This is a genomic window from Acinetobacter sp. GW821-FHT01C12 (genome assembly GCF_059422625.1).
Genome location: NZ_JBWKXD010000001.1, coordinates 883,523 through 909,410, shown reverse-complemented (window position 1 = coordinate 909,410; position 25,888 = coordinate 883,523). Strand labels below are relative to the sequence as shown.

The following is a 25,888-nucleotide window of genomic DNA, read 5'->3' as shown; positions in this document are numbered from 1 at the left end:
TATGAAATTTTGCAGTTTAAGTTTTTTAATATGTTCTATGATCACTTTAATAGGATGCAGTAGTAATAAAATTTATAATGAACCTTCAGATAAATACCCTTTTGATGAAAAAATGAAAACTGTTTTAGGTGAAAATTTGGACGTTATTGATTCATTACGAAGAGCAGAAGTACAAGTTTCATATTTTGATCTAAAGAGTTCTAATAATAGTCAGAAAATATTAGAAATAACAAATTTATTAGAAAAAGATGGATGGATGCTTAAAGGAAAAGGAGTAGGCGTTAATACATATTGTTTAGGTTTGAATAATCGTATCAATGTAGTAATTGTTGGGAATGGGGAACTTTATGATTTTAAAGGTGGAAAATTACCAAAAAATAATGTCGATGGTGTTTTGTATTCTTACAATAAATGGGGTGATGATCTTTGTAAATAATTACTGATTATGGTTATGATGTGTTTGGTCGTCGATTATTTAAGAATAATGCGAATGAAAATAGTCTGACATTATTTGGTTGGGATGGTGATTTAATGATATGGGAGTCATATCAAGCAAACCAAACTCAATCAAAACAGCAAGACTATACCAAACACTATGTTTATGAACCGAATAGCTTTGTACCGTTATTACAGACAGATTATGCAGGCTTTATTAAACTGATAGAAACACCTGACTATCGCCAATTCCAAAACGTACCTTATTCGATTTATAAAGATCCTGTATGGAAAACTGAAACCAGAAAGAACAAAGCTGAATTAGAACGTGTTGCCTTTTATCACTGCGACCAAGTTGGTACACCAGAAACCTTGAGTAATGAGTTAGGCGAGTCTGTTTGGGAAATCAAACAGGATACATGGGGCACAGCTTTAGAAATTAATACAACAAACCAAGACAATCCATTGGAACAAAGTAATATCCGTTTTCAGGGGCAATATTACGATAAGGAAACAGGTTTACACTATAACCGTTATCGTTATTACGAACCGTTTAGCGCAAGGTATATAAGTAAAGATCCAATTGGATTAGATGGAGGGTTAAATAATTCTGTTTATGTAAGTGATCCAAATCAGTGGGTGGATCCGATGGGATTGATGGCAAAGAGTGAAAAGGAAAAGATGGCAGCGAATAATGCTTCTGTTCTAAAGAATAAAGCAAATGAAACTCAGTTAGCTAAGAGTAAATGGGGCGTTACAAAAGTAAGTGATTATTGGATTGGTCAACAAAAAATTTATAATCAACCTGTTCCGAAAAATAAAAAAGAACCATATTCTGGTGGTTTACTAGGAGGATACAAAATCCCTTCGAAATACAATGACAACAAATCAAAATGTCCAAGTGGAAAATGTAATATTGAAATCGACTATTTAATTTGCGCTGGAAGTTATTATGTCGGGAGTGGAAGTGTAGGGCTGAATGTACACAATGGGAATATTTATGGTGGAATTGGGATTACTAAAGCAAGCTATGATAAATTATCTGGCAAATCTGCAATTGGTGCAGGTTGTTTAGGTTTTTCTTTGGGGCAGTTGGATTCTAAATTAAATAGAGCGACTTTGACAGATTCTGCAATGAGCGGAGAATCATTTGGTTTATCATATGGTGGGCCTTTTGGTTTAGCAGCAGGAGTTGATATGCCGATAGCAAAAGGTGGTAAAATTGCGGTTAACACAGGGGGGGGGGTTCAACTCCTGGTGTAACATATTTTGATTTTTCACATAGTAAACATATTGGTAATACTAAAGATACAGAACCTTATGCAATAGGGCTGATGCGTTCATTTGGGGGATTATGATGAAAAAACTTATTTTACTATCAATTATTTCATCAATCTTGTTAGGTTGTAATGAATCAAAATTTGAACAGGGTCAAAGCTTAGAACAACTAGAAACTAAAGTAGATGTAAATAAAGCTAAGTATTTAAAAGAAATGCAATACATTTTCTCAAATTATGATTTAGTTTTATATGATACTCAATCAGTTAGATCTTCAGATTTTTTCTATTTTATAGAAAGAATAGGTTTTTTTGATAATGAGATTTATTTGAAAGAGGTAAGACCAAGGCTTGCTCAAAAGGGGTGGGTCTTAGTTGAAAAGAATAATTTTAGTGAGCTTTTCTGTAAACAAAATCAAGCAATTGGTGTAACATTTCCAACTTATAAAAAAGAAATGGATGGAGTCAATACTGGTTATTTTACTTATCAATTTTATAAAAAAGTTTCAATAACTTTAAATTATACTACTGCTAAAAATAATATAAGCTGTGTGGTAAAAGATTAATAGTGGTGTTTACATTTAAGATAAAAAAACTTTTATATACTAAATACAATTAGCTGTAGGAAAGTAGCAGTAGGATTAATAAGGGGGAATATATAGTATAGAGTTTCGCTTTGATGAATTGGTAAACAGGAGTTAATAAAGTATTAGGTGGGTATTGTGAGAAATAGAGATGAATTAAGTTTAAATAGATCAGATTATAATGGTTTGAAATACTATTATTATATAGGTGTTTTTTTCTTATATTTGCTTTTTTTTGTTTTAATTTCCTTACCTGATAAATCAATTTTAAGGTTTTTGGTTGCTTTAGTTATATTGATGATTATTCCTGGTCTTATTTCTTATGCAGGTTTATTTTTTCTTTCATACAATGTGTATAGCTATCTTGAGAGCAATAAATCATTCGATTCAAAAGGGAAATTTTTACTTAAAGTATTGTTTTTTTATCTTTATTTAGTTGTTGGTGGAATTATTGTTTTTTCTCGTTTTATACGCGATTCTATTTTTTAGCACCAATTTTATTTATATTTTATTTTTATTTTATAAGTATTAATATAAAATATTTAGTACCATCATACTCAAGATACTTAAAAAGGTAAAATATATTTCTGATCACGTTTTTTATTTCTTGTGGTGGTAAATCGAAGTAAGAATTAAATATTTTTAATAATAGAGGCTTAAATGGTATTGAATTTCTATGGTCGATCAAAAAACAGTAGTCGATCACAAGCAGTTAAAAAGAAATCAACAAATTCTTCAACAAGGATCTTTAAGTTTTTGAGGTTAAGATAAATGTCGGATGAATTCATTTTAATTTTATTTTTATCATCACTGCTGCTTTATGTTGTTTTATTTTGTACAGTTCGATTTTATTTGTTTAAATATTTTATTAGTAAAAATATTGCAAAAGATTATTTGGATTTTAACTTAAAAAGTTTTCAACATACTAAGTATCTTTATAAAATAGTTTTTAAAAATTTTGATAATCGTGATTTTTATGCAATAAGGCTAAAATTTTTATATTTCATACAGATTTGTTTTTTATTGATTTTTGTTTTTTCATTTTTTTTAATGCTGAGTTGATTTATGAGATTATATGTTATTTTGTTTTTTTAATGTGGTCTAATATTTTATATGCTAAATGTATTAAAGTTGATGATTTGAATGAAAATAAAATAATTATAATGAATTTATATTCTTTGCAGGGAAATCAAAATAAAATTGATGAAGATATTCAAAAAATGAAAGATGGTTATTATGTGGATTATTATTATGGATACTCATATTTGATTGGAAAAGATAGATTGAAAAATTATGAGCTTGCTGAGTTTTATTTAAATAAATCCGCTAATTATTGTTTTTCACCAGCCCACTATTCACTAGGTTATTTGTATTATTTACAAGGGGATTTAATAAGTGTTAAAAATGGTTTATTTCGGCGAAGGAACTTGGGGATAATTTAGCTGCGCATCTGTTAGGCACTATCTATAAAAATGAAAAAGAAATAGAAAAAATGATGGAAAATTTATTGTTTGCTGAAAGTAATGGTTTTACACCCTCTATTACAGAATTAGGAGTTATTTATTATGATGGTACTTTAGTTGAAAAAGATTTACAAAAAGCATTTGATTACTTTGAAAGGGCTGCGAAAAAAATGACCCATTAGCTCAAAATAATTTAGGATAGATGTATGAACATGGTGAAGGTACAGAAATAAATATAGAAAAAGCTGAATATTGGCATCGAATAGCTTCTGAGAATGGTTTTGAATTAGCACCTAAAAATTTAAATAAACTAAATAATACTAGTGAAAATAAGATTTCATTTTAATGTAAATGTTGTTTTATGATAGTGTTTTTTTTTATAGTTAATTAAACGAGGATAATATTGTCCTCATTTATACTATGGAAATTTTAGGTGGGTATAGTTTAGTTTCAAAATACTATAAGCCTAGAAATATCATTAACTAATGGAAAGAGAGTTGATATTACTAGAAGTAATTCTATTCTATTAGAAGAAGTTGTTAATAAAGTAAAAAATAGATTTGGTTTAGGTGATTGAAATGTTAAAATATTTATTAATAATTTTTTCTTTAGTATACATTAGTGGTTGTACAGAAGTGAAACCTGATTCAAGTCAAAATATTACAGAGAATCAGAAAGATTCTACTTATGAAATTAATATGATTTTTGGTGAAGCTAACCCTGAAAATATGACTTATTATAACTCAGCTGGTGCTGAGTATGTAATATTTAAAATTAAGCCTAAAAATATGGATTTAAAATCATTTAATAATTTAAAAATGAGTAAAATTAAGCAAAGAGGATGGATATATCTAAGGAGTGAAGGTTTTAGTCAAATTTTTTGTAGAAACCAAAGTCAATTAGAAGTGTCTATTCCTAAAAGTATTATAGGAAATTCTGAACTAAAAGATGGCGATATATTGAGACAAAATGAAATTGATTGGAATATTACACTTTATCGGCCTAAGAAAATTAAAACAGCATGTAGCCTCTAAATTACTTTATAAAGTGACAAATTTTATATGCCAATGAATGAACCTGTACATCTAATAAAGATATAAACATTAGGACAACGATAATGCTAAAGAAAACGCTCTTTATATTGTTAAGCAGTACAATTTTTTCAGTACACGCAACTCCTGATTTTTTAAGCTATAAAAATTGCAGTCCGCTAAATTTAAGTGATGCAAATTTTAGTCTTTCATCGAAAGATGTCTTTCCTGAATATTCATACATCACTAAAAATTATAACTTTTTGACGTTACCGATTTCAGATCAAAATCAACATTATTGTTTAATTATCAATAATAAAAATAAAGTGATTGTTGATGCTATTCCGACGATGTTAAGCGGTATGTGTGCTGGAAAGTGGGATAAGCAAAAGGATCTACCTATTTGGGAGGCTGATGTCGGTGGGGGAAGAGGCGCAGTTGTTTATATGAATTATTCAACAAGCCAAAATTTAAAGAAATTGAAAAAGTCTGAGAAATTAGAAATAGATGAAATAATCAAAAGCATAAATTGCCAATTGCCTGTATATAGCAAAAATGATATTCAAGAGCTTAATGATTCTGCATTTTATTTATATAAATTAGGCTATTATAATGAATCTTTAAACATTTTAAACCGTGTTACAAAGCTAGATCCAAGTAGAGCAGTAGCTTACTTAAATATAGCCGATATTTATGTCGCACAAAAAAATGAACCGCTCGCAAGGAAAAACTACGCTCTATATTATGCAGAGATGAAAAAATTAGGTCTTTTAAGCAAAGTGCCAAATAGAATTAAAAAATACTTATAGTTAGGTTTTTTAGAGAAGATTTTTCTCTAATTATTTTATATCCATTAGGAAAATTCGCAAAGACTCCAGCAGGTATTCCATTAAGCTATGATGACATTAATGTCTGGCAGATTTCTGTTTATAAAAGTACATCAAAGTTAGCTGCATGTAATCAAAATTCAAACGATTTTATTGATTTTAAGAAGCTTTGATTTGAATCGTTGCCATAAGTTTGGTTTTTCAATAAAACCTAAAAATCACAGTTTTTTACCTCCTTATCGTGATTGAATCAATCCGCATTAAACACAGTCTGTAAATTCCGACTTTATAGTTTGCCCATTGTTTGTTGTACATAAATTCTTCATTTTTATATGAGGTTAAACAAGGATGTACAACAATGAAGAAGTTATTTCTATTTATAGGTTCAATGGGGCTTTTGGTCAGCATGCCTAGTTTTGCAGCAGATTTAAGTATAGGTGACCCTAAAACAGAATCAGGTGAACTTAAACTTTCAGGCGCAATCCGTACCCGATATATGTACAAAGATTATATCGTTGAAGCAAATGAAGGTTCTAAAAACAAGGATTGGCAGCTTGCAGATATTAAAACGGTATTGAGTTATGAAAATCCAAATTGGATTGCCTCATTAGATCTACGCTGTTATCAATACAGCCGTTTATGTGATGGATTATTTCTAAAAGATGCTTGGGCTGGATATAAAATTTCAGACCAACAACGCTTTACCGTGGGTTTTCAATCAGTTGATTTTGGATTTGGTCGACTGTGGGGCAACAGCTATTATGAAACCTTGCTAAATACGGTTGGCTTAGAAGATATTCAAAATCTAGGTGCGAAGTATCAGTTTAAAAATGATCAATACAATTTTATTTTAGGTTTTTACCCAACAGATGGCGGTAACTATACAGGGACATCCAAAGACGCAAGTCGCTATAGTGGTAACTTCGTTCAAGCCGATGATTTAAGTCAAGGCACAGATATCGATGAAAAAAATATGTGGGTGACTCGCTTATCTAAAAAATTTGAGTTGGACCCAGCGCAAAAGTTTTCAACTGAGATTGGTGGTTCATTCTGGTACTCAGATCTGGAAAATAATCGCACGCAGCAAGATGGTCATCGAAGTACGTGGAGTGTATTTAGCACAACCAATTATCAAGCATGGCAATGGCTCTTCCTTGCAGGTGAACAGAACATTAATAATGCCGATAATCTTCTGCCAAATAGCTCAACCATCGGGGCATTTGATTACCCCTACCAAGTGGCCAATAAAGGCAAATTTATGGCCAATGAAATTAATTACACTTTGGCTCAACCCTTTTATCAGTTGGAAAATATTAAACCTTATCTGTCCTATAGCCGCTTCTTTAAAGATCAAAAGGGCTATCAAGATTCAGATCGTTTAATTGCTGGGGTGTATTTTAATTATAAAGCAGTAGGGATTCAGGGCGAATATATTTGGAGTCGTAATGATCCAATGACAGGCGGTAGTGCCAATGGTCTTGCACAAGGCGACAGTAATCAGTGGAATAAATTATTTTACTTATCACTGGGTTATTACTTCTAAAATTAACATTGAAGATCAACCAGTCTATTTAAAATAGGCTGGTTCTTTCGGTTCTGCCTACGCCAGCAACTCTTAGGAATAAATGGCTGTTAGGGTTAGACTGCTCTTAGGATCAATGCCCCGATTAAAATAATACATGAGGAGATAATACGTATCGCATTAACTTGTTCTTTAAGAATAAAAATCGAAATTAGCGTAGCAAATAAAATCGAGGTTTCACGCAGTGCGGCAACAATAGCAACTGGTGCAAGTGTCATCGCCCACAATGCGAGTCCATAAGAGAAAAATGAGCCAATCCCACCAATTAAACCGAAATGCCAATTATGGCGAAAATAATCACCCATCTGGTGATATTGCATTTTCAAGGCAAACATAAAAAAGATCAGACCCGAGAGCACAAAGCTCCATAAGATATAAGAAATGGGTGATCCTGAGAGACGAATTCCATGACCATCCACCAAGGTATAGCCAGCAATTAAGACTGCATTGAGCAAGGCTAAACCAATTCCTTTTCGTCCTGTTTGAGAGGTTGCGAAGATCATAGATAAAATGCCGATGGAAATGGTAATGATCCCAAGCCAAGCATTGAATTCTAGTGTTTCATGCAGCAAGAATGTCCCTAAAACTGCCACAATAAGCGGTGCAGTACCACGCATCAGTGGATAGCTTAGTCCCATGTCAGCGACACGATAGATTTTGGCAACTATACCAAAATAGAGAATCTGTATTCCCGTTGAGGCCAAAATATAAGGCCAACTAGCGCGATGTGGTATCGGGAAAAAGGGCAGTAGTAGCGCTGCTAAAACTGCTGCTGATGCAGTCACCAGTACAGTGGTTAAAAATTTATTTGCGCCTGCTTTGACAATAGCATTCCATGTGGCGTGAAATGCCGCTGCGATTAAAATAAGGCCAAATATTGCCGTGCTCATATGCTGCCTGCATGTTCATGATTGAATTAATGTGCATGATGTTGTTAAAAAAAGAAAGCAGGCAGCTGATCTCGATTATAAAAATACCTTTTCAGCGTGCTGTGTTACCGATTCTACTGGTTGAATCAGTTGTCCACGTGATAGGTTCTGAACATGCTGCAATCGATTCTGTAATTCATTTTGGATAAACAGGATACAGGTCTGTAATTTAGACGAGCTTTTTAAACGTGACGGATAGACAGCCCATACATCAGCATCTTGCCAGTATTCAGGCAAAATATGCTGTAACTGACCGCTAATCAACTCATCTGCAACATCCCAAATTGAACGTAAGATAATGCCATGACCTTCGACAGCCAATTGGTGAATAATTTCACCATTGTTGGAAATAAAACGTGGGGTGACATGTACCGACATATCTTCTGAAGCGTGGCGTAATTTCCATAATACGGAGGATTGATCACGTTCACTGATGGTTAAGCAATCATGACTACGTAAATCGTCTAAACTTTCAGGCATTCCATTTTTTAGTAAATAGCTTGGTGCAGCACAAAAAATTCGGAAATTAGAAACCATCTTTTTGGCAATCATATTGGGTGCAATTTCATTACCAATCCGAATATCCAGATCAATACTGTGTTGAATTAAATCTTTCGTATTATCAATCGTATCAAACTGAATTTCTAATTTTGGATACATGGTCAGCAGTTTAGACAGGATTGGTGCAACGTGTTTCCGCCCAAAACCAAAGCTGCTGACAATATCCAGATGGCCTGTGGGGGTACTTAATGGGTTATTGACCAACTCACTGATTTCATCAAATTCATCCAAAATATGAGCGACTCGCTCCAAAATCAGTTTGCCATCCTCAGTCAAACTGACATGACGGGTACTGCGATGAAACAATTTACAGTTTAAATTGTTTTCTAAAATGTTGATGCGCTTACTAATAAACGCAGGCGAAACACCCAGTTCCTCAGCAGAATCAACAAAACTTTTACGTTTTGCGACTGTGCAAAAAACCTTTAAATCCGATAGGTTAGGTAGATTATTCACGATCCGTGTCCATTGGGGTGATAGTTTTATTATTGATCATTTTTGCTGAAAATAGCATGTTTACAGCTAAGGATATTAACCAAAGGTGTAAGGGAGCGTTATGGCAAAAAAGTATAAAGTTGCGACGATTGCAGGCGATGGAATCGGGTTAGAAGTTCTACCAGAAGGGATCAAGGTTGTAAAGGCAGCTGCAGACAAATATGGCATAGCGCTACAGTTCGATGCATTTGAGTGGGCAAGTTGTGATTACTATCTTGAACACGGAAAAATGATGCCGGATAACTGGTTTGAAATTTTACAGCAATACGATGCGATTTTCTTTGGTGCAGTGGGTTGGCCTGAAAAAGTGCCAGATCATATTTCTCTTTGGGGGTCATTGCTACAGTTCCGTCGTCGTTTTGACCAATATGTGAATTTACGTCCAGTACGTTTAATGCCAGGGGTGAAATGCCCACTTGCAGGTAAAAAACCGGGGGATATTGATTTCTACGTGGTACGTGAAAATAGCGAAGGTGAATACTCTGCGATTGGTGGTAAGGCTTTTGAAGGTACTGAGCGTGAGTTTGTTTTACAAGAAGCTGTGTTTACCCGTCATGGTGTAGACCGCATTTTGAAATATGCTTTTGAGTTTGCCAATCAACGCGATGCTAAAAAAGTTACCGCTGCAACCAAATCAAATGGTATTGCAGTCAGTATGCCGTACTGGGATGAACGTGTTGATGAGATGGCAAAACAATATCCGCAAATCAAGGCAGATAAACAGCATGTCGATATTTTGGCCGCGCGTTTTGTGTTACAGCCTGAACGTTTTGATGTCGTGGTTGCTTCAAACTTATTTGGTGATATTTTGTCAGATTTGGGACCTGCATGTACAGGAACGATTGGTTTAGCTGCTTCTGCAAACTTAAATCCAGAACGTAATTTCCCATCGTTGTTTGAACCTGTACATGGTTCTGCACCCGATATTTATGGTCAAAAAATTGCCAATCCAATTGCTGCAATCTGGTCTGGCGCAATGATGTTGGATTTCTTGGCAGATGGCGACGAACAGGTGGTTCAAGCAGGTCAAGAGATTATGCAGGCGATTGAACATGTATTGCTACATGGCCCAAAAACACCAGATGTGGGTGGAACAGCCAAAACGGACGACGTTGGTGATGCGATTGCAGCATTTGTAACACATCAAAAAATGGACTTATTCGCGATGGAGTAATCGCCCTTAGGGAATAAACAATCAGGATCCAAGATGGATTGAATGGATATGGATAATCAAAATACAAAACTTTATACAGATAAGACACTTGCAATAACCAGTCTTGCCGTTGTGTTTATTTCGGTGGCTGGTTTGGCAATTTACTCGACTGAATCTATACAGCTTGCTGCTCAATGGATGAAGTGGACAACATCTGTTTTTACTACACCAGTGCTTTTATTTGCATTTTTATCGATTATTTTTACCTTTGCTTTGGCGTTCAGTAAATATGGAAAAATCAAGTTAGGTGAAGGCAAACCGCAATACAGTACCATGTCATGGATTTTCATGTTCATTTTATCGGGTATTGGTTCTTCGACCTTATATTGGGGCTTCTTAGACTGGGCTTATTATTATCAAACACCGGGTTTAAATTTAACTCCTGAATCTGCGGAAGCATTGAAATATAGCGTTGCTTACTCATTCTTTCATTCGGGATTGAGTGCTTGGTCGATCTATGCGCTGGCTTCAATTTCACTATGTTATAGCTATCACGTCAGAAAGAATAAAGGCTTAAGTTTGGCGTCAATGATTGAAGCGGTCACTGGTTTTAAGGCAACTGGACCTGTTGGGCGCCTTGTCGATCTGATGTTCTTGTTGTGTATGTTCGGTGCTTTAACAATTTCTTTGGTGCTGACTGCGGTGACTTTTACCAATATTTTGTCGCAGCTGACAGGTATCCCCAATACCTTTATGACCAAAGTGGTGATTATTTTTGCAGTATCAATTTTATTCGCCCTGAGTTCTTATGTGGGGATGGATAAGGGCATGCAACGTCTCAGCCATATGGTGTGTTTAGGTGTGGTGTTGTTTGCGATTTATGTGCTGTGCTTTGGGCCGACCCAATTCATTATGAATAACTCGCTGATGAGCTTTGGCTTAATGGCAACCAATTTTGTCGATATGAGTTTATTTACCGACCCAATGGGCGATGGAAAGTTTACCCGTGAATGGACCGTATTTTATTGGTTATGGTGGATTTCTTATGCACCGGGTGTGGCCTTATTTGTAACGCGTGTTTCAAAGGGACGTACCATCAAAGAAGTGATTCTTGCCATGGTCATCGGTGGTAGCGTTGGTTTATGGTTCATCTTTGGGGTGTTTGAAAACTACAGTGTCTATAACTTTATTCACGGTATGGTCAATGTGCCACAAGTTTTAAGCCAACAAGGTGGTGAAGTTGCGATTAGCCAACTGCTTGGTTTATTGCCTGCTGGCAAGCTGATGATGTGGATTTTCCTTGGGATTATGGTGATTTTTCTTGCAGCACATATGGATGCTGTGGGCTATGCAGTGTCGGCAACTTGTACCCGTGGTTTACGTGAGGGGCAAGACCCATCACCAAATGCACGTTTGTTCTGGTGTGTGATGCTAACCCTTGTCCCGATTGCGATGATTTTCTCTAAAGCACCTTTGGACACCATGAAGACCGCGACCATTGTGACTGCTTTGCCATTCATTGTGATTATTTTGATACAGACCTATGGCTTGGTGAAATGGTTGATTGAGGATTATTCAAAGGTTCCATCCCATCTGATAGAGCAAATGAGTTTTAGTGAGTTGGAATCTTTAGATCAAACAGACGCAAATAAACATATGCACATTGATGTTGCAATTGAACCCACTGCGGATAAAACCAGTCAAAAGGAATTGTCATGACACAACAACCGAGCATGCACTATAGATTGAGTGAAGAAATGCAAAGTCTGGTGTATTGGAGCAGCATTTATTCACCTGCGGATGATGATATCGATTCTATTCGGGCTGCGTATGATGCGATGTGCTTACATTACACCTTACCACGTGATGGTACGGTCAATATTGAAGATAAAACTGTGCCGCAGCTCAATCATCCAGTCAATGTTCGGTTGTATTCACCATTGGGCGAAGCACCAGCGACAGGTTGGCCATGTATTTTATATCTTCATGGTGGCGGTTGGATGGTGGGAAATCTTGATTCACATGAATTTATAACCCGCTATTTATGCCGTGATTTAAATGTTGCTGTGCTGAGTGTGGATTATCGCTTAACACCAGAACACCATTTTCCAGCTGCATATGAAGACTGTGAAACGGTATATCACTGGCTCTATCAACATGGCCTGCAATGGAAGATTAATAAAAATCAAATTGTTTTGATGGGGGACAGTGCGGGCGGTAATTTAGCGGCTGCACTTGCAGTGCAATTACAACATACAGGTGCTCAAGCCTGTGGTCTGGCAATGATTTATCCATGTTTGAGTAGCAGTTTTGATACAGCATCCTGTCAGCAGCAAGCAGATGCACCGTTACTGTCGCTAGCGGATATGCATGATTACTTGCAAGCCTATGCGCCAAATGCAAGCGACTGGCAGGACTTACGTTTATCACCATTGTTGGCACAGGATTTTTCCGATATGCCCCGTAGTTTTATTGCCGTCGCTGAGTATGACCCTCTCAGTGATGATGGGCGTATTTTTGCTGACAAGTTAAAACAGGCCAATATTGCAACCGAATTTTATCTCGGTAAAGGATTACTACATGGCAGTTTACGGTTAGTACGTGACTGTCCTGTGGTGCAAGATTTATATCAGCGCATGCTGAATTCGTTAAAGCCAATGTTCAATTGATTTGAACATCAGCCAATTTTAAACAAACGGTCGTTAGGACAAAAAAGAGTTTAATGGAGTAAAAACATGAATGCAGTTGAAAAATTACCAGAAGATTTCTGTTCAAACCCAGACGTTGCTTGGACATTTCCCAAAGTGTTCTATACATCGTCTCAAGTTTTCGAGCGCGAAAAAGAAGAAATTTTTGCAAAAAGCTGGATTTGCGTTGCACACGGCAGTGAAGTGGCACAAGCCAATGACTATATTACCCGTAAGGTCATTGGTGAAAATATTATTGTGATTCGCGGTAAAGACAGCGTATTACGGGCTTTTTATAATGTTTGTCCACATCGTGGGCATGAGTTGTTAAGTGGCAGTGGTAAAGCGAAGAATGTGATTACCTGTCCTTATCATGCATGGACATTTAAGCTAGACGGAAGTTTGGCGCTGGCACGTAACTGTGATCATGTTGAATCCTTTGATAAACAAAACTCAAGTATGGTGCCTGTAAAAGTTGAAGAGTATGCCGGTTTTATCTTTATCAATATGGATGAAAATGCCACTTGTGTTGAAGATCAATTGCCTGAGTTTGCACAAAAGCTCAATGAAACTTGTGCGGTCATCAAAGATTTAAAACTTGCAGCACGCTTTGTGACGGAAACACCAGCGAACTGGAAAGTGATTGTAGATAACTATATGGAATGTTATCACTGCGGGCCTGCGCATCCGGGCTTTGCTGATTCTGTTCAGGTGGATAAATATTGGCATACCACACATCAAAACTGGACCTTGCAATATGGTTATGCACGTTCTTCAGAAAAATCATTCAAGCTGGATCCATCGGTGCAAGATCCAACCTTTAGTGGTTTTTGGACATGGCCTTGCACCATGTTTAATGTGCCACCAGGCGGTAATTTTATGACCGTGATCTATGAATTTCCTGTAGATGCTGAAACGACATTACAACATTATGATATTTACTTTACCAATGAAGAACTGACTCAAGACCAAAAAGATTTGATTGAATGGTATCGTAATGTCTTCCGCCCAGAAGATTTAAATCTGGTTGAAAGTGTGCAACGTGGCTTAAAGTCACGTGGTTATCGCGGTCAAGGGCGAATCATGACGGATAAGCAACGTTCGGGGATTAGTGAACACGGCATTGCTTATTTCCAAAACCTCGTTGCGCAATATCACAAATAATCATTTAAGGGAGCCTCTCAAAATATCACTGGGGCCAAGAGCTCGATCATGTGTTATTTAGAGAAGCGCTCAAGTTAAAGGTGCGGCAAATAAAGTCGTACCTTGCTTTCAAACCATAGGATCATGACATGTCAAGTTTGCAAGGTAGTCCGCTATTTCAACAACGTGGATGGGTAAATGGTCAGTGGATCAATGCACAATCCAATGCCACTGTACCCGTCACCAACCCAGCAACAGGTGAAGAGATTGGGCTTATTCCCAATATGGGGGCGGCAGAAGCAAGCCTAGCTGTTGATGCTGCATATCAAGCTTTAGCAACGTGGAAAGCCTTAACTGCACAAAAACGCGCAGATTTATTATTGGCTTGGTATCAGTTGGTATTGGCACATGCTGACGAACTGGCTCGTATCATGACCATTGAACAAGGCAAGCCTTTGGCTGAAGCCTTAGGTGAAGTGAAATATGCTGCTTCATTTATTCAATGGTTCGCAGAAGAGGGCAAGCGAGTTTATGGTGATGTGATTCCTACCACCAATAATCAACAGCGTTTTATCATTACCAAGGAACCTGTAGGTGTGGTTGCAGCGATCACGCCTTGGAATTTCCCAATCGCTATGATTACCCGTAAAGCTGCGCCAGCTTTAGCTGCGGGTTGTACGATTGTGATTAAACCTGCCAATGAAACGCCTTATTGCGCCTTGGCCATTGCCAAACTTGCAGAAATGGCAGGGATTCCTGCTGGGGTGATCAATGTTGTAACAGGTCAGTCACAAGAAATCGGTGCGGTATTTACCAGTCATGAAAAAGTCAAAAAACTGACTTTTACTGGTTCAACACCTGTTGGTCGTTTATTGATGCAGCAATGTTCAGACACGATTAAAAAACTTGCGCTTGAACTTGGTGGAAATGCGCCATTGATTATTTTTGATGATGCGGATTTAGATAAAGCAGTACAAGGTGCAATTTTTGCCAAATTCCGTAATGCAGGGCAAACCTGTGTTTGTGCCAACCGTATTTATGTACATGACACGGTTTATCAGGCATTTACTGAGAAATTTGTGCAAGAAGTTGAAAAATTTAAGATTGGCAATGGTCTTGAAGAAAATGTACAGATAGGGCCTTTAATCAATGAAAAAGCCGTCCTTAAGGCTCAACAGTTGATTGATGATGCAAGAAAAAAAGGTGCACAAGTGGCTTGTGGTGGTAAACAGCATGCACTTGGACAGACCTTCTTTGAACCGACCGTGCTTACTGATGTGGATCAAAGCATGGAAATTGTCAAAGAAGAAATCTTTGGGCCAGTGGCACCACTGATTCGATTTAGTGATGAAGCAGATGTGGTTGCCCAAGCCAATGACACCATCTTTGGTTTGGCAGCCTATGTGTATAGCGAAAGCATTTCACGGATCTGGCGTGTCGCAGAACAACTCGAATATGGCATGGTGGGGATGAACTCAACTGCAATTTCAAATGAAGTGGTCCCGTTTGGTGGCGTGAAGCAATCAGGGGTAGGCCGTGAAGGTTCTAAGTATGGCTTAGAAGAATTCATGACCATTAAATATATGTGTTTAGGGCTATAGGATAAAGGCGTGTTGGACATTCATTGATGATCATCCAACACGCTGCCCTCCAATGAGAAAGCGCTTGAATAAGTACTTAAAAAAGCAACATGTGGTAAAGAGGATTTAGACATGGCAAGTCATTATGAAATGTTTGCATCAGTGGTCACTGGGGTAGAGCAACTTACACCATTGATCAAACGGTTTACATTTAAACGTCAGGATGGACAAAATTTTCCTCAGTTTAATGGGGGCAGTCATATCATTGTTAAAATGAATGATCAGCTTTCCAATGCCTATTCACTGATGAGCTGTGCTCAGGATCTTAGCACTTACCAAGTATGCGTACGCAAAGATGTAGAAGGTAAAGGTGGCTCGGTCTATATGCATGAGCAATGCAATGAAGGCTGTGAAATTCTGATTTCAGAACCTAAAAATTTATTTCCACTGGCTGAAAATGGCGCAAAACATATTTTAATTGCGGGTGGGATTGGGATTACGCCTTTTGTGCCGCAAATGGATGAGTTGGCTGCACGTGGGGCAGATTACGAATTGCATTATGCCTATCGTTCGCCAGAGCATGCTGCACTGTTGCAAGAACTCAAACAAAAACATGCTGAACATATTTTTAGTTATGTCGATTCAGATGGGAAATGCCTTGACCTCGATCAATTAATTTCCGCACAGCCAAAGGGCACACACGTTTATGTCTGTGGGCCAAAGCCAATGATTGATGCGGTGATTGATCGTTGTAATTTTCATCGTTATCGAGATGAATATATTCATTGGGAACAATTTGCTTCAACCGTACCTGAAGATGGTGAAGCATTTACTGTGGTTTTGGCGAAATCCAATCAGCAAGTCGAAGTTCAAGGCAACCAGACTATTTTACAGGCGATTGAAGCACTGAATATTGATGTTGAGTGTTTATGTCGTGAAGGGGTGTGTGGTACCTGTGAAACTGCAATCCTAGACGGTGAGGCAGAGCACTTTGATCAGTATTTGAGTGATGATGAAAAGGCATCACAGCAATCGATGATGATCTGTGTATCTCGTGCCAAAGGCAAAAGATTGGTATTAGATTTATAAATGATTATTGGCGTAAACTGAAGTGATTTATGTTGATATATTGCAGCTTTACTTTAACCCGAATTGACGGTTTCTAAATTAACGCCGAATGAAGTTCATTCGGCGTTAATGACTGATTATGAGTATGATTTAACAACTACATTTGAGCATCTGCGTAAAAAACCAAATACTGCTAAGTGCAAAGCATAGCCACTAAAAAGCCCACACAAATTTTAATACACTCGTATGGCCTTCAGGGCGATTCTCAATATGTGTTTCTTTTAAATACTTTGCTTCAATTGACCAGTTTTTATCTTGATATTGTATGGCAGGACCAATTGCCAAAACTTGTCCACGCATCGCAATATTTTCACCCTGTTGCTTATCTGACTTGGTTTGCTTAAAAGCGTAGCCTTCAACAGCCACTTTAACCTGATCAGTAAGTTTATATCCAAGACTATAATCACCAGCAAAATATTCCCCAGATTTGTATTGGGTATCATCATTTTCAGTGTTAAAGCTATAAGAAATTTTAGTTGAAATATCTAAACCATTTTTTGGCGCATAGCTGTAAGCAAAAATCGATCGAACAGTATTATAGTTTTTGCCAATATTGGCGACCAAAGGCTGTTGTGCTGTGGCCTTATCATATTGACCTGTGGCGAGTACTGTTTCTATCGCAGCAATCCAGTGGTGATCTCCTTGATGCCAACCTAACATTGACCCCAACATTAAATCACCTAAGGCAGTGTTATGGTCTGACATCCCCGCTGCAGATAATCTGAGATCTACCATAGGTTGTATGGCATAGAAACCCAGTTGACCGCCGAGATAGTTTTGTTCTGTCATCCAGACCAAACGGGGTATAAAGGCATTTACATCTAAATGAAAATTCGCTGGGCCATTATCAAAACTTCCAGCATGGTAATTTTGATAATAGCTTAATAGATACACGCCAGCAGGTGGTAGTGCGCCCGCCATCATACCTTCGGCACCGAGGGCAAATGAGTCAGCCCCATTTTCTGTGGCACAGGCAATGCTACTGGTTAAACCGAGCATTAGTGGAATTGAAAGTTTGAACATCAATTGTTTCATAGAAAATCCTTTTCAATGATATTTTTATTGCAGGTAGCTGTAGTTAAACGGATTAAGCATCACTACATTGTTGACTAAGCGGCTACTCGACGACGATCAACCTCTGTAGAGGGGGCTTGATCAGCGTCTTGGACCAATTGGAAATTAAATTTGATGTGTTTAAAGGCTTTATTTAAATTGTATTGTTTAATTTTTGCGAGATCCGTTACATCCAGCGCAGTAGCAATCAGTCCATCACGAGTAGCAAAGGCAAAGTCATCCCAAAGGTATTTGTCACCTTCAATATTAAATTGAGTGGTCAGTTTGCGATAACCCGGCGCAGAGACAAAGTAGTGAACATGAGAAGGACGGTTACCATGTCGACCCAACAAATTGAGTAAAGCTTGTGTTGTACCTTCAGGTGGACAGCCATAACCGACAGGCATGGTGGTTTGAGCAATATATTGACCTTGTGTATCGGTGAAAATACTGCGGCGTAAATTAAATGCAGACTGAGATTTATCAAAGAATGAATAGTTGCCTAAACTGTTGGCGTGCCAGATTTCTACTTTTGCATTGGGAATAATCTGTCCAGCAGTGTCAGTGACAATGCCTTCAATGATTAAGGCATCGACGTGCGCAGATTCAGAGCCATCATCCATACGAGCAAAGCCAACGGACTCAGGCGCACCTGCAACATAAAGCGGTCCTTCAATTGTTCGTGGTGTTCCACCTGTAATACCGGCTTTAGTATCTGCTTCATCTGCACGTAAATCTAAGTAATGTTCTAGCCCTAGACCTGCTGCCAAAAGTCCCAGTTCATTGGCTTGACCTGCATCTGTCAAATATTCTAAGCCTTTCCAAAGCTCGGTTTGAGACATATCTAAGTCTTCAATGGCTTGGAATAAATCACCAAGTAAACGAACAACGATTTGCTGAACACGCAGATTGACTTCACCTGTTGCTGTCGCGACATTCATTTGCTGAACGAGGCTATCGATTTGTTGTCTATTCATCATCATCTTCCTTTGATTGATATGAGTATTTGGCATGAGTATCTTGAGAGCGATCTGGAATCGGTGCAGATCACTCAAACTGGTGTTGCTATATTGGATAATTTAAGGGTTCAACCACTCAACTTTAGATGTGTCTAAAAAGTGCCGAACGTGATTGCCCATTTGCACCATCTGCAGCACTTAAAAAGCGTTCGGTATGGATGTCTTTTTCAAATAAGCGGCTTTGCATCAAGGTGGAGATGGCGGCATCAATCATCGGTGGCGGGCCACATAAATATGCCTTGTGACCACTGCATTTATTTTCAAAATAATTGGCAACCGCTTCATGTACATAACCTGTAAACCCTGTCCATTGGTCTTCTGGCTTAGGCGCATTTAAGGCAGGGATGTATCTGAAATTTGGATATTCTTTGACAAGCTGTTCGAATTTTTCACGGTTATATAATTCAGCAACATCCCGTGCACCTTGGAACAAATAAATGATACGGGTGTCACCGTGTTCTAAAAGATCCAGAATCATCGATTGAGGGCTTGAAAGCCCTGAACCACCTGCAATGAAAATGACATTTTGCTGATCAGACTTACGCACAAAAAATTGTCCATAAGGTCCTGAAAGCGCTATTTCTTCACCAACACTCAGTTCATCATGCACATAGCGTGTTGCAGCACCACCTTGCACTTTACGAATATGTAATTCGATCAGATTTGCTTCGCTCGGTGTATTGGCGATTGAAAATGCCCGGGTTCCTTCCATATTAGGGAGTTGGATATTGATGTATTGGCCTGCTTGAAACTGCATTGGTCGATCAAGTTGAAGTCGGACACCTTTAATCGTTGGCGATAAATCCGTTATTTCAATAACCTTAGCTTGGTAGTCTTGGACTAAATAGCCTAAGAAATCCTCATCTTCATCCACATCAGCTTCGATGACCATGTCAGATTCTGGCTTGCAACAACAAGCCAACACTTTATTTTCTTCACGTTCAATGTCCATAAGCGCAAAAGGCGAGGCTTCACCTACATCATAAAAGCCGTCTGTGACTTGAACTTTACATGTACCGCAAGTGCCATGTCCGCAAGCAAAGGGCAACCAAACACCTTGACGCAATGCTGCATCTAAAATGGTTTGATCCTCTTCAACTTGAATGATGGTTCCTGCTGGTTCAATCGTGACTTGATAGCTCATCTGTGTTCTCCTTAAACATGTGTGCCTTGGTAACCTGCTAAATCAGGCGTTACAAAGCGCAGGAGAGATTTATGATCAAAACCCAAATCTTCTAGGGACTTAGAAAAATCAGCCTGTAAAAGATTGCGGTTTAAACGGAATTCAACATTAGACCAATCAATATGTTTAAAATCGGGATGTTGCTCAAAACCCGCCTGAATTTGCCCATCAATCAAGGCTTGTAAGCTTTGTTTTGGTGAAACCACAAAAGCATGTGCCGAACAAAATAAGGTGTGATGATCCCAACCAATAAACAACAACATGTTTTCGCCGTAATTTTGTTGTAGATCTAGTGGTTCAAATTGATATTTTTCAACAATCGCTTGTACAGTCATGGTGTATTTCCTTAAACTTTTGAATAAATCCTTGAGCGGATGCTGTCGAGTTAGACAACATCCATTGTTTATTTTTTAATTTTTGGATGAGGGTTTAAGCTGCGTTGCCTTTCCACTTTTTCCAGCGCTGTTGGTCAGGTGAACCTTCGATATCGAGATTGTCTGCACCGACATTAAAGTTGTAGTAATCCCTTAAAATACTTTCTAAATCTGGACCACCACAGTTACCCTGCAAAATTTGATGTACAGGCAGCCACGCTTGGATGTATTTCTCAGGTTCACGTTCAAAAATGTCATGACAACCATCAGAGCAAGTGTGGTAACGCTCATCTTTGTAAATTGAATCGCGATAGCTAAATAGCGTTGGGTCACCATCCATTTCTGTAAAGGTCATTGGAATTTGGCACACTTGGCACAATTGAGGTAAACCTGCGCTATAGAAGCGTTTACCTTCAGCTTCCATTTTTCGAGCAAGTTCCCAACGTGGGCGATAGTATTTATCAAACGTGTCAGGGTATTTTTCTGAGAGCCAATCCATTTCCTCATCTGTTGGAATCCACGTATGGAAGCCTGCTGCATGACCGAAGTTATAGAAAATCCACCATGCTTGATGCGAAACATGTTCTTTCTCTTTGCTAATCACTTCACTATATTTCGGCATACGAATCCCGTAGCGACTTAAGTCTTTAAACAAAGCGCCACCTGCTTCTTCAAAATAAGTTTCCCAAGCTTCTTTCCATGACATGACTTTATTTGGCAACATGTAATCCATCATCATGCCGACGATGGACAGCAGGCGAGTTCCTCGCCAGAACCATTTATCAATCCATTCTTGTACGATTGGCACATTATCTTCGTGCTGTTCCAGTAAGAATTTTACAATTTCCAGTCCTAGCGTCATGTGGCGTGCTTCGTCTGATTGTGCACTAAAGCCAAATGTTACGGTTGCCATATCACCGTTGTAAGCTGCTCCCGACATGAAAGGAACGAACAATAAGTTAGTTAGGACATATTCAAAGGCAAAGCTGATTGCTAATAAAAACTCAAAAGGCCCCGCTGAACGTGCATCTTCAAAGAATGATTTAGGTACAGACAAGTACCAGACACGGTCATGCATATGTGCCCAGTCTTGGAAGCCATCAAAGAACTTGTTGTAATGGCTCATCGCATGAATCTGGGTTTGTACATGACGTAATTCATCAATGGATTGCATTTGCGAGGCGATACGTGCACCAATGCCACTGAACTGACGTCCAACATGTGCATAGCCTTGGTACGCTTGATATTCAAGCGGGGTTACCGCGGTTAAAAACAGTTTAATTGCGTTGACATAACGTTCATTTGAAACATTCATTTGCCCATTGTTTTGTGCAAAAGCATCAAAAATGGCATATAGCTTCTTTTCTTTTTCTGCTTGGTATTTCCAATAGTTATCCATGGTTAAACGGAAAGGATCTTCCCATTTCGACCAGTCGGTAATTTTGATGCCTTCAAACTCTTCATACGGAAAGGCATCTTTACGATCTGCATAGGAAAAGTCCCAATCTAGATCACGGGTGAGTATCCGATAACGTTCTTTGGCATTGAGCTTTTTATTGTTTACTTTGGCTTGGCTATTCATTTTGATCATCCTTTAATTTACATGCAGCTACCTGCTATTTATGCTTTAAATCTAGGGGAAGTGCGGCTTAGTTCCACTTCAAGGTAAAACTGTCATCATCTTCATCAACATTGCCACCCAAGGTAATCATGTTGAGTTGTAGTTCTTGGATATCCCAGTTTTGCCCAAGTTTTTCTGATACTGTTTCTGCACGTACCACCAGTTCGCCAGTGCTTTCGACCCGAATCATCGCGGGAAGATATTGAATTGTTGCTTGAGGATTGTCCTGTTCAATCGCTTCAATGATGTAGCGTGAGGTGTCATTGTCTTGCAATGCTAAATAAACTTTAGAGGTCATGATGGCAAATCCTTATGCTGCTAAATCGAGTAAAATGTTGCCGGCTTTTTTGCTACGCTCAGAGATCTTATTTAGACCTGAATCAATCCCTGAATCCGTGAGTGCGGTTTGTGCCCAAGCACTAAATGCTTGTTTAACTTGGGGTAGTAATTCCGTGATCCATGTTTGAATCAGGGTTTTATTGTCTTCAGATTCTGAAATCGCAGTTTTTAAAACACTGTCTGACCACTTCGCTAAATCAGTTAAACAGTCCTTCATAAATTCAGTAAGAATGGCAATATCACGCCCGCCATTTTCAACCAGCCATTCATTGAGCTGTCCAAAAACCAGCTCTTGTAACATGCTGTCAATCAAAAGATTTTGCAGAATGTAAAGTTTGAACCAGTCTTGTTCGGTTAGGCTTTGTTCACAAAGTTTACGTAAGGGTTGCCAAGTTTCATCATTTAGCCAAGCGTGTTTGGCTTGCTGTAATGATTCACCTGTATTGCCATCGAGGATTAAGCCAATACGTGAAATGTATTGCGCCATACCGAGACGATCCATAGCCGCAAAAATACATGCTTGGGTGATGACAGTGCCATAACCATAGGCACTGCCTGACATCATATGTAAGTTGGCTGTTTGTTCGACATAGCGAAAAGGTAATAAACACTGGATGATTTTTTGTTTCAATTCATCACTGAGATTATTGACCAACTGACGTTTTTCAAAAAAAGCATAATGACTTTCAGCGGTATCTTGCAGACGTGCACGATGTTGCACATAAGCGCCGTAATAAAATTGACGAGGGTCTTTAAATGCATACCAATCTTGCATTTGCAAAGCGGTATGGGTTTTATCATTTAAGGTTTTGTCTGGCTTCCATAAGGGGCGATAGTGAAAATTTGTCGAAGCTTGAATATCAAAGCTGACTTCTTGATAGCGTGTTGCGGGCTTGGCTCCAAAACGGCGTTCGATATACGCATAAGTCTGACGAATCGGTTGCAAATTGGATGTTTTAATTTCTAAAGTCATTAGCTTCTCCTTGTAGAATTAAGCCTGATCTTCTTGATCAGAATGTTGGCGAGCATGATTTAAAACAGTTGGTTCAATGCCATAACGCCATTTATCTTCCTGCGCATCGTTCCAAGCTTGTTGTTCTGCGGTCATTTCAATGACATGATTAATTTCACAAAAATGCTGGAAAGCCTGTTGGGGGAGAATCAGTTCAACAAAAAGCGTGGGGTCTTGAATGGCAAAATCGAACTCGACAAATTTGGCATTCCGTTCACCAGTAATACGGATATATTTGACCAATGCGGTAGGCTGTTTAGCGTCAATCATGTGCTTATCCTTTTATCAACATCAAAACAATTTTGATGTAGAGCTTCATGCTCATATGCTAGGTTTGCTCTAGATATTCCAAAAGTCGTGCCAACTTTAAAATTTAATTAAAATTCAAATGTTTAATATTTTTTTCTCATGAGGATATGAAGCGCGACAGCATTATTTTCATCAAATAATGAAGCTAAAGAGATGCTGATTTCATCAAAAGATGAAACAGTGATTTTGATGGGAAAGATCGAGTTAATGTTTATAAAAACCAATAACGACTTGATATCGATTAAAATAAAAACAATATACCTTAAAGGTATGAAAATATAAGAAAAGGTAGTGAAGCTTTTGGTTCAGAATTAGGTAATATCAAGATTGCATTCACAAAGACATATAGCCAAGGATGGATATATCATGCCCCCAGCCAAAGATGTGAAGGTATATAAAAAAATACTGGAACAGAACAAAGATATTCAAGATTTACTCGATAAAATCGTTTTTGATGCTCAACACGGACAAATCTGGTTTGATGAAAATCGAATGCTGTTGATGCATACCAGTATTTTGGGCTTTTTAAGAAAAGATCTCTATCAAATGTTGGGGCTTGAACGCACTAAACGCTTTTTTATTCGTTGTGGTTACCAAGCTGGCATGCGCGATGCAGAAGTGACCTCAAAACTACGACCAAATTTAAATGAAGCAGAAGCTTTTATGGCTGGACCGCAAATGCATGGCATTCGTGGTATGGTGCAGGTTGACGTCAATGAGCTACATTTAAGTCATGATTTAAAACAGTTTTATGCTGATTTTAACTGGCTTAATTCATTTGAGGCAGAGGTGCATTTAAGTGAATTTGGTGCTTCAGATCAACCTGCTTGTTGGATGTTATTGGGCTATGCCTGTGGCTATAGCAGCTTTGTCATGGGGCAGACCATTATCTATCAAGAGACACATTGCGTTGCTCAAGGTGATGAGCATTGTCGAATCATTGGAAAGCCATTGAGTGAATGGGAAAATGCCGATGAGTTGATTCGCTTTATGTCACCCGATGCTGTCTCGGACGAAATCATTGCCTTACAGGCGGAACTCAATCAATTAAAGAAAAATATTTATACCGATGCTGAAAGTGATTACACCATGTTTAATGCAGTAGGCGAGTCCGTTGCTTATCGAAAAGTCTGTGATCTACTTAAAAAAGCAGCAGGGAGTAAAGTCGCAGTTTTATTACAAGGTGAAACAGGCGTTGGCAAAGAAGCATTTGCACGGGGTATTCATAATGGCAGTCAGCGTCAAGCGCAACCATTTGTGGCAGTGAATTGTGCCTGTATTCCTCCTGATCTGATTGAGTCAGAACTGTTTGGTGTGGAAAAAGGCGCATTTACTGGTGCGGTTCAATCTCGAATGGGAAAATTTGAACGTGCTCATGGCGGAACAATTTTTCTAGATGAAGTGGTTGAGCTTTCACCACGCGCACAAGCTGCATTATTACGGATGCTGCAAGAAGGTGAGTTTGAACGGGTAGGAGATAGTCGAACACGCCAAGTCGATGTCAGACTTGTTGCTGCGACCAATGAGGATTTAGAGCAGGCCGTTAAAGATGGAAAATTCCGAGCAGATTTATATTATCGCTTAAATATTTTTCCTGTGATTATTCCGCCTTTACGTGAGCGAAGAGAAGATATTCCCTTGCTGATTAATCACTTTTTGGCACGCTTTGAAAATATGTATAACAAGACCCTAAAAGGGCTCAGTGATAAAGCGAAAAACTTTATGATGAAATATGATTGGCCTGGCAATATTCGTGAACTGGAAAACTTATTGGAAAGAGCCACTTTACTGACCGATCATCAACAGGAAATTAAATTGGACAGTTTGTTTCCTCAACATAAAGACTTAGAAGCAGTGGGTGAAACTGCACAATCGCTGATCAATGTAGAGGATTTATTTAGTGAGAATTTCTCTTTAGATCAACTTGAACAAAATATTATTCGTAGCGCTATGGATAAAAGCCAACAGAATGTCTCAGAAGCTGCACGTATGCTTGGAATTAGTCGGGCAACATTGGATTACCGTTTAAAGAAAATTACGCTAGGTTAAAATCAAATTTGCCTCAATAACCATAGACCAATAGCCATAGAAATGTGCTTGGAT

Annotated in this window: 25 protein-coding genes and 1 pseudogene; 16 read left to right on the top strand and 10 right to left on the bottom strand. The window is 38.2% G+C overall.

Features of this window, described 5'->3' with window-relative positions; translation table 11 throughout:
• Position 1 precedes the first annotated feature (1 nt).
• From AC07WY_RS04445 to AC07WY_RS04405, 9 genes and pseudogenes are all read left to right on the top strand, one after another.
• Positions 2-436 carry a hypothetical protein gene (locus AC07WY_RS04445; RefSeq protein WP_004820588.1) on the top strand — a complete coding sequence of 145 codons (435 nt, stop codon included), beginning with the start codon at positions 2-4 and terminating at the stop codon, positions 434-436.
• A pseudogene (locus AC07WY_RS04440) lies at positions 436-1,092 on the top strand (RHS repeat-associated core domain-containing protein); the annotation flags it as partial. The gene AC07WY_RS04445 and the pseudogene AC07WY_RS04440, both read left to right, overlap by 1 nt.
• 700 nt (positions 1,093-1,792) lie before the next feature.
• Complete coding sequence (locus AC07WY_RS04435; protein WP_494735780.1) at positions 1,793-2,278, top strand: hypothetical protein; 486 nt, start codon at positions 1,793-1,795, stop codon at positions 2,276-2,278.
• A 156-nt stretch (positions 2,279-2,434) separates the two neighbouring features.
• A complete protein-coding gene (locus tag AC07WY_RS04430; RefSeq protein ID WP_494735779.1) occupies positions 2,435-2,785 on the top strand; it encodes a hypothetical protein in 351 nt (116 codons plus the stop codon).
• A 605-nt stretch (positions 2,786-3,390) separates the two neighbouring features.
• Positions 3,391-3,738 (top strand): hypothetical protein, encoded by a 348-nt coding sequence (locus tag AC07WY_RS04425; protein WP_494735778.1) that lies wholly within the window; start codon positions 3,391-3,393, stop codon positions 3,736-3,738.
• A 53-nt stretch (positions 3,739-3,791) separates the two neighbouring features.
• Entirely contained in the window at positions 3,792-3,941 is a 150-nt protein-coding gene (locus AC07WY_RS04420) for a hypothetical protein (RefSeq protein ID WP_494735777.1), read from the top strand.
• A gap of 396 nt (positions 3,942-4,337) precedes the next feature.
• On the top strand, positions 4,338-4,793 hold the full coding sequence (locus tag AC07WY_RS04415) for a hypothetical protein (RefSeq protein ID WP_494735776.1): 456 nt from the start codon (positions 4,338-4,340) through the stop codon (positions 4,791-4,793).
• An 83-nt stretch (positions 4,794-4,876) separates the two neighbouring features.
• Complete coding sequence (locus AC07WY_RS04410) at positions 4,877-5,599, top strand: tetratricopeptide repeat protein (protein ID WP_423854412.1); 723 nt, start codon at positions 4,877-4,879, stop codon at positions 5,597-5,599.
• Positions 5,600-5,975: 376 nt separating this feature from the next.
• Positions 5,976-7,160 (top strand): hypothetical protein, encoded by a 1,185-nt coding sequence (locus AC07WY_RS04405; RefSeq protein ID WP_494735775.1) that lies wholly within the window; start codon positions 5,976-5,978, stop codon positions 7,158-7,160.
• A gap of 95 nt (positions 7,161-7,255) precedes the next feature.
• Here the strand turns inward: AC07WY_RS04405 and AC07WY_RS04400 are convergent, their stop codons facing one another.
• Both AC07WY_RS04400 and AC07WY_RS04395 read right to left on the bottom strand, forming a co-directional pair.
• Positions 7,256-8,089: an EamA family transporter gene (locus AC07WY_RS04400; protein WP_494735774.1), complete on the bottom strand. Its 834-nt coding sequence runs from the start codon at positions 8,087-8,089 to the stop codon at positions 7,256-7,258.
• A gap of 75 nt (positions 8,090-8,164) precedes the next feature.
• A complete protein-coding gene (locus AC07WY_RS04395; RefSeq protein WP_004721384.1) occupies positions 8,165-9,145 on the bottom strand; it encodes a LysR family transcriptional regulator in 981 nt (326 codons plus the stop codon).
• Positions 9,146-9,245: 100 nt separating this feature from the next.
• On the opposite strand from AC07WY_RS04395, the gene AC07WY_RS04390 reads away from it, so the two are divergent.
• The 6 genes from AC07WY_RS04390 (at position 9,246) to cntB (ending at position 16,836) form a co-directional block, all read left to right on the top strand.
• Complete coding sequence (locus tag AC07WY_RS04390; RefSeq protein WP_004721382.1) at positions 9,246-10,358, top strand: tartrate dehydrogenase; 1,113 nt, start codon at positions 9,246-9,248, stop codon at positions 10,356-10,358.
• A gap of 42 nt (positions 10,359-10,400) precedes the next feature.
• Positions 10,401-12,056 carry a BCCT family transporter gene (locus AC07WY_RS04385; protein WP_016539053.1) on the top strand — a complete coding sequence of 552 codons (1,656 nt, stop codon included), beginning with the start codon at positions 10,401-10,403 and terminating at the stop codon, positions 12,054-12,056.
• The gene (locus AC07WY_RS04380; RefSeq protein WP_494735773.1) at positions 12,053-13,006 is read left to right on the top strand and encodes an alpha/beta hydrolase; all 954 of its coding nucleotides are present in this window, start codon (positions 12,053-12,055) and stop codon (positions 13,004-13,006) included. Before AC07WY_RS04385 ends, AC07WY_RS04380 begins: the two co-directional genes overlap by 4 nt.
• Positions 13,007-13,072: 66 nt before the next feature.
• The gene (gene cntA / locus AC07WY_RS04375; RefSeq protein ID WP_004721375.1) at positions 13,073-14,188 is read left to right on the top strand and encodes a carnitine monooxygenase subunit alpha; all 1,116 of its coding nucleotides are present in this window, start codon (positions 13,073-13,075) and stop codon (positions 14,186-14,188) included.
• A 128-nt stretch (positions 14,189-14,316) separates the two neighbouring features.
• A complete protein-coding gene (locus tag AC07WY_RS04370; RefSeq protein WP_494735772.1) occupies positions 14,317-15,768 on the top strand; it encodes an NAD-dependent succinate-semialdehyde dehydrogenase in 1,452 nt (483 codons plus the stop codon).
• Positions 15,769-15,879: 111 nt separating this feature from the next.
• Positions 15,880-16,836, top strand: coding sequence for a carnitine monooxygenase, reductase subunit CntB (cntB, locus tag AC07WY_RS04365; RefSeq protein ID WP_004721372.1), 957 nt, complete (start codon positions 15,880-15,882; stop codon positions 16,834-16,836).
• A gap of 192 nt (positions 16,837-17,028) precedes the next feature.
• On the opposite strand, the gene AC07WY_RS04360 is transcribed toward cntB, so the two are convergent.
• From AC07WY_RS04360 to AC07WY_RS04325, 8 genes are all read right to left on the bottom strand, one after another.
• Complete coding sequence (locus tag AC07WY_RS04360; RefSeq protein ID WP_494735771.1) at positions 17,029-17,910, bottom strand: SphA family protein; 882 nt, start codon at positions 17,908-17,910, stop codon at positions 17,029-17,031.
• A gap of 74 nt (positions 17,911-17,984) precedes the next feature.
• Positions 17,985-18,905, bottom strand: coding sequence for a catechol 1,2-dioxygenase (gene catA, locus AC07WY_RS04355; RefSeq protein ID WP_419328264.1), 921 nt, complete (start codon positions 18,903-18,905; stop codon positions 17,985-17,987).
• Between the two features lie 124 nt (positions 18,906-19,029).
• On the bottom strand, positions 19,030-20,091 hold the full coding sequence (locus tag AC07WY_RS04350; protein WP_419333869.1) for an NADH:ubiquinone reductase (Na(+)-transporting) subunit F: 1,062 nt from the start codon (positions 20,089-20,091) through the stop codon (positions 19,030-19,032).
• Between the two features lie 11 nt (positions 20,092-20,102).
• Positions 20,103-20,465 (bottom strand): phenol hydroxylase subunit P4, encoded by a 363-nt coding sequence (locus AC07WY_RS04345; protein ID WP_419333871.1) that lies wholly within the window; start codon positions 20,463-20,465, stop codon positions 20,103-20,105.
• A gap of 94 nt (positions 20,466-20,559) precedes the next feature.
• Positions 20,560-22,086: an aromatic/alkene/methane monooxygenase hydroxylase/oxygenase subunit alpha gene (locus AC07WY_RS04340; protein ID WP_004820631.1), complete on the bottom strand. Its 1,527-nt coding sequence runs from the start codon at positions 22,084-22,086 to the stop codon at positions 20,560-20,562.
• 67 nt (positions 22,087-22,153) lie between these two features.
• Positions 22,154-22,423: an MmoB/DmpM family protein gene (locus AC07WY_RS04335; RefSeq protein WP_034615112.1), complete on the bottom strand. Its 270-nt coding sequence runs from the start codon at positions 22,421-22,423 to the stop codon at positions 22,154-22,156.
• Positions 22,424-22,435: 12 nt separating this feature from the next.
• Positions 22,436-23,437: an aromatic/alkene monooxygenase hydroxylase subunit beta gene (locus AC07WY_RS04330; protein WP_494735770.1), complete on the bottom strand. Its 1,002-nt coding sequence runs from the start codon at positions 23,435-23,437 to the stop codon at positions 22,436-22,438.
• A gap of 18 nt (positions 23,438-23,455) precedes the next feature.
• A complete protein-coding gene (locus AC07WY_RS04325; protein WP_056512494.1) occupies positions 23,456-23,746 on the bottom strand; it encodes a phenol hydroxylase subunit in 291 nt (96 codons plus the stop codon).
• Between the two features lie 405 nt (positions 23,747-24,151).
• On the opposite strand from AC07WY_RS04325, the gene mobR reads away from it, so the two are divergent.
• Complete coding sequence (mobR, locus tag AC07WY_RS04320) at positions 24,152-25,834, top strand: phenol degradation transcriptional regulator MobR (RefSeq protein WP_034615101.1); 1,683 nt, start codon at positions 24,152-24,154, stop codon at positions 25,832-25,834.
• Positions 25,835-25,888 lie beyond the last annotated feature (54 nt).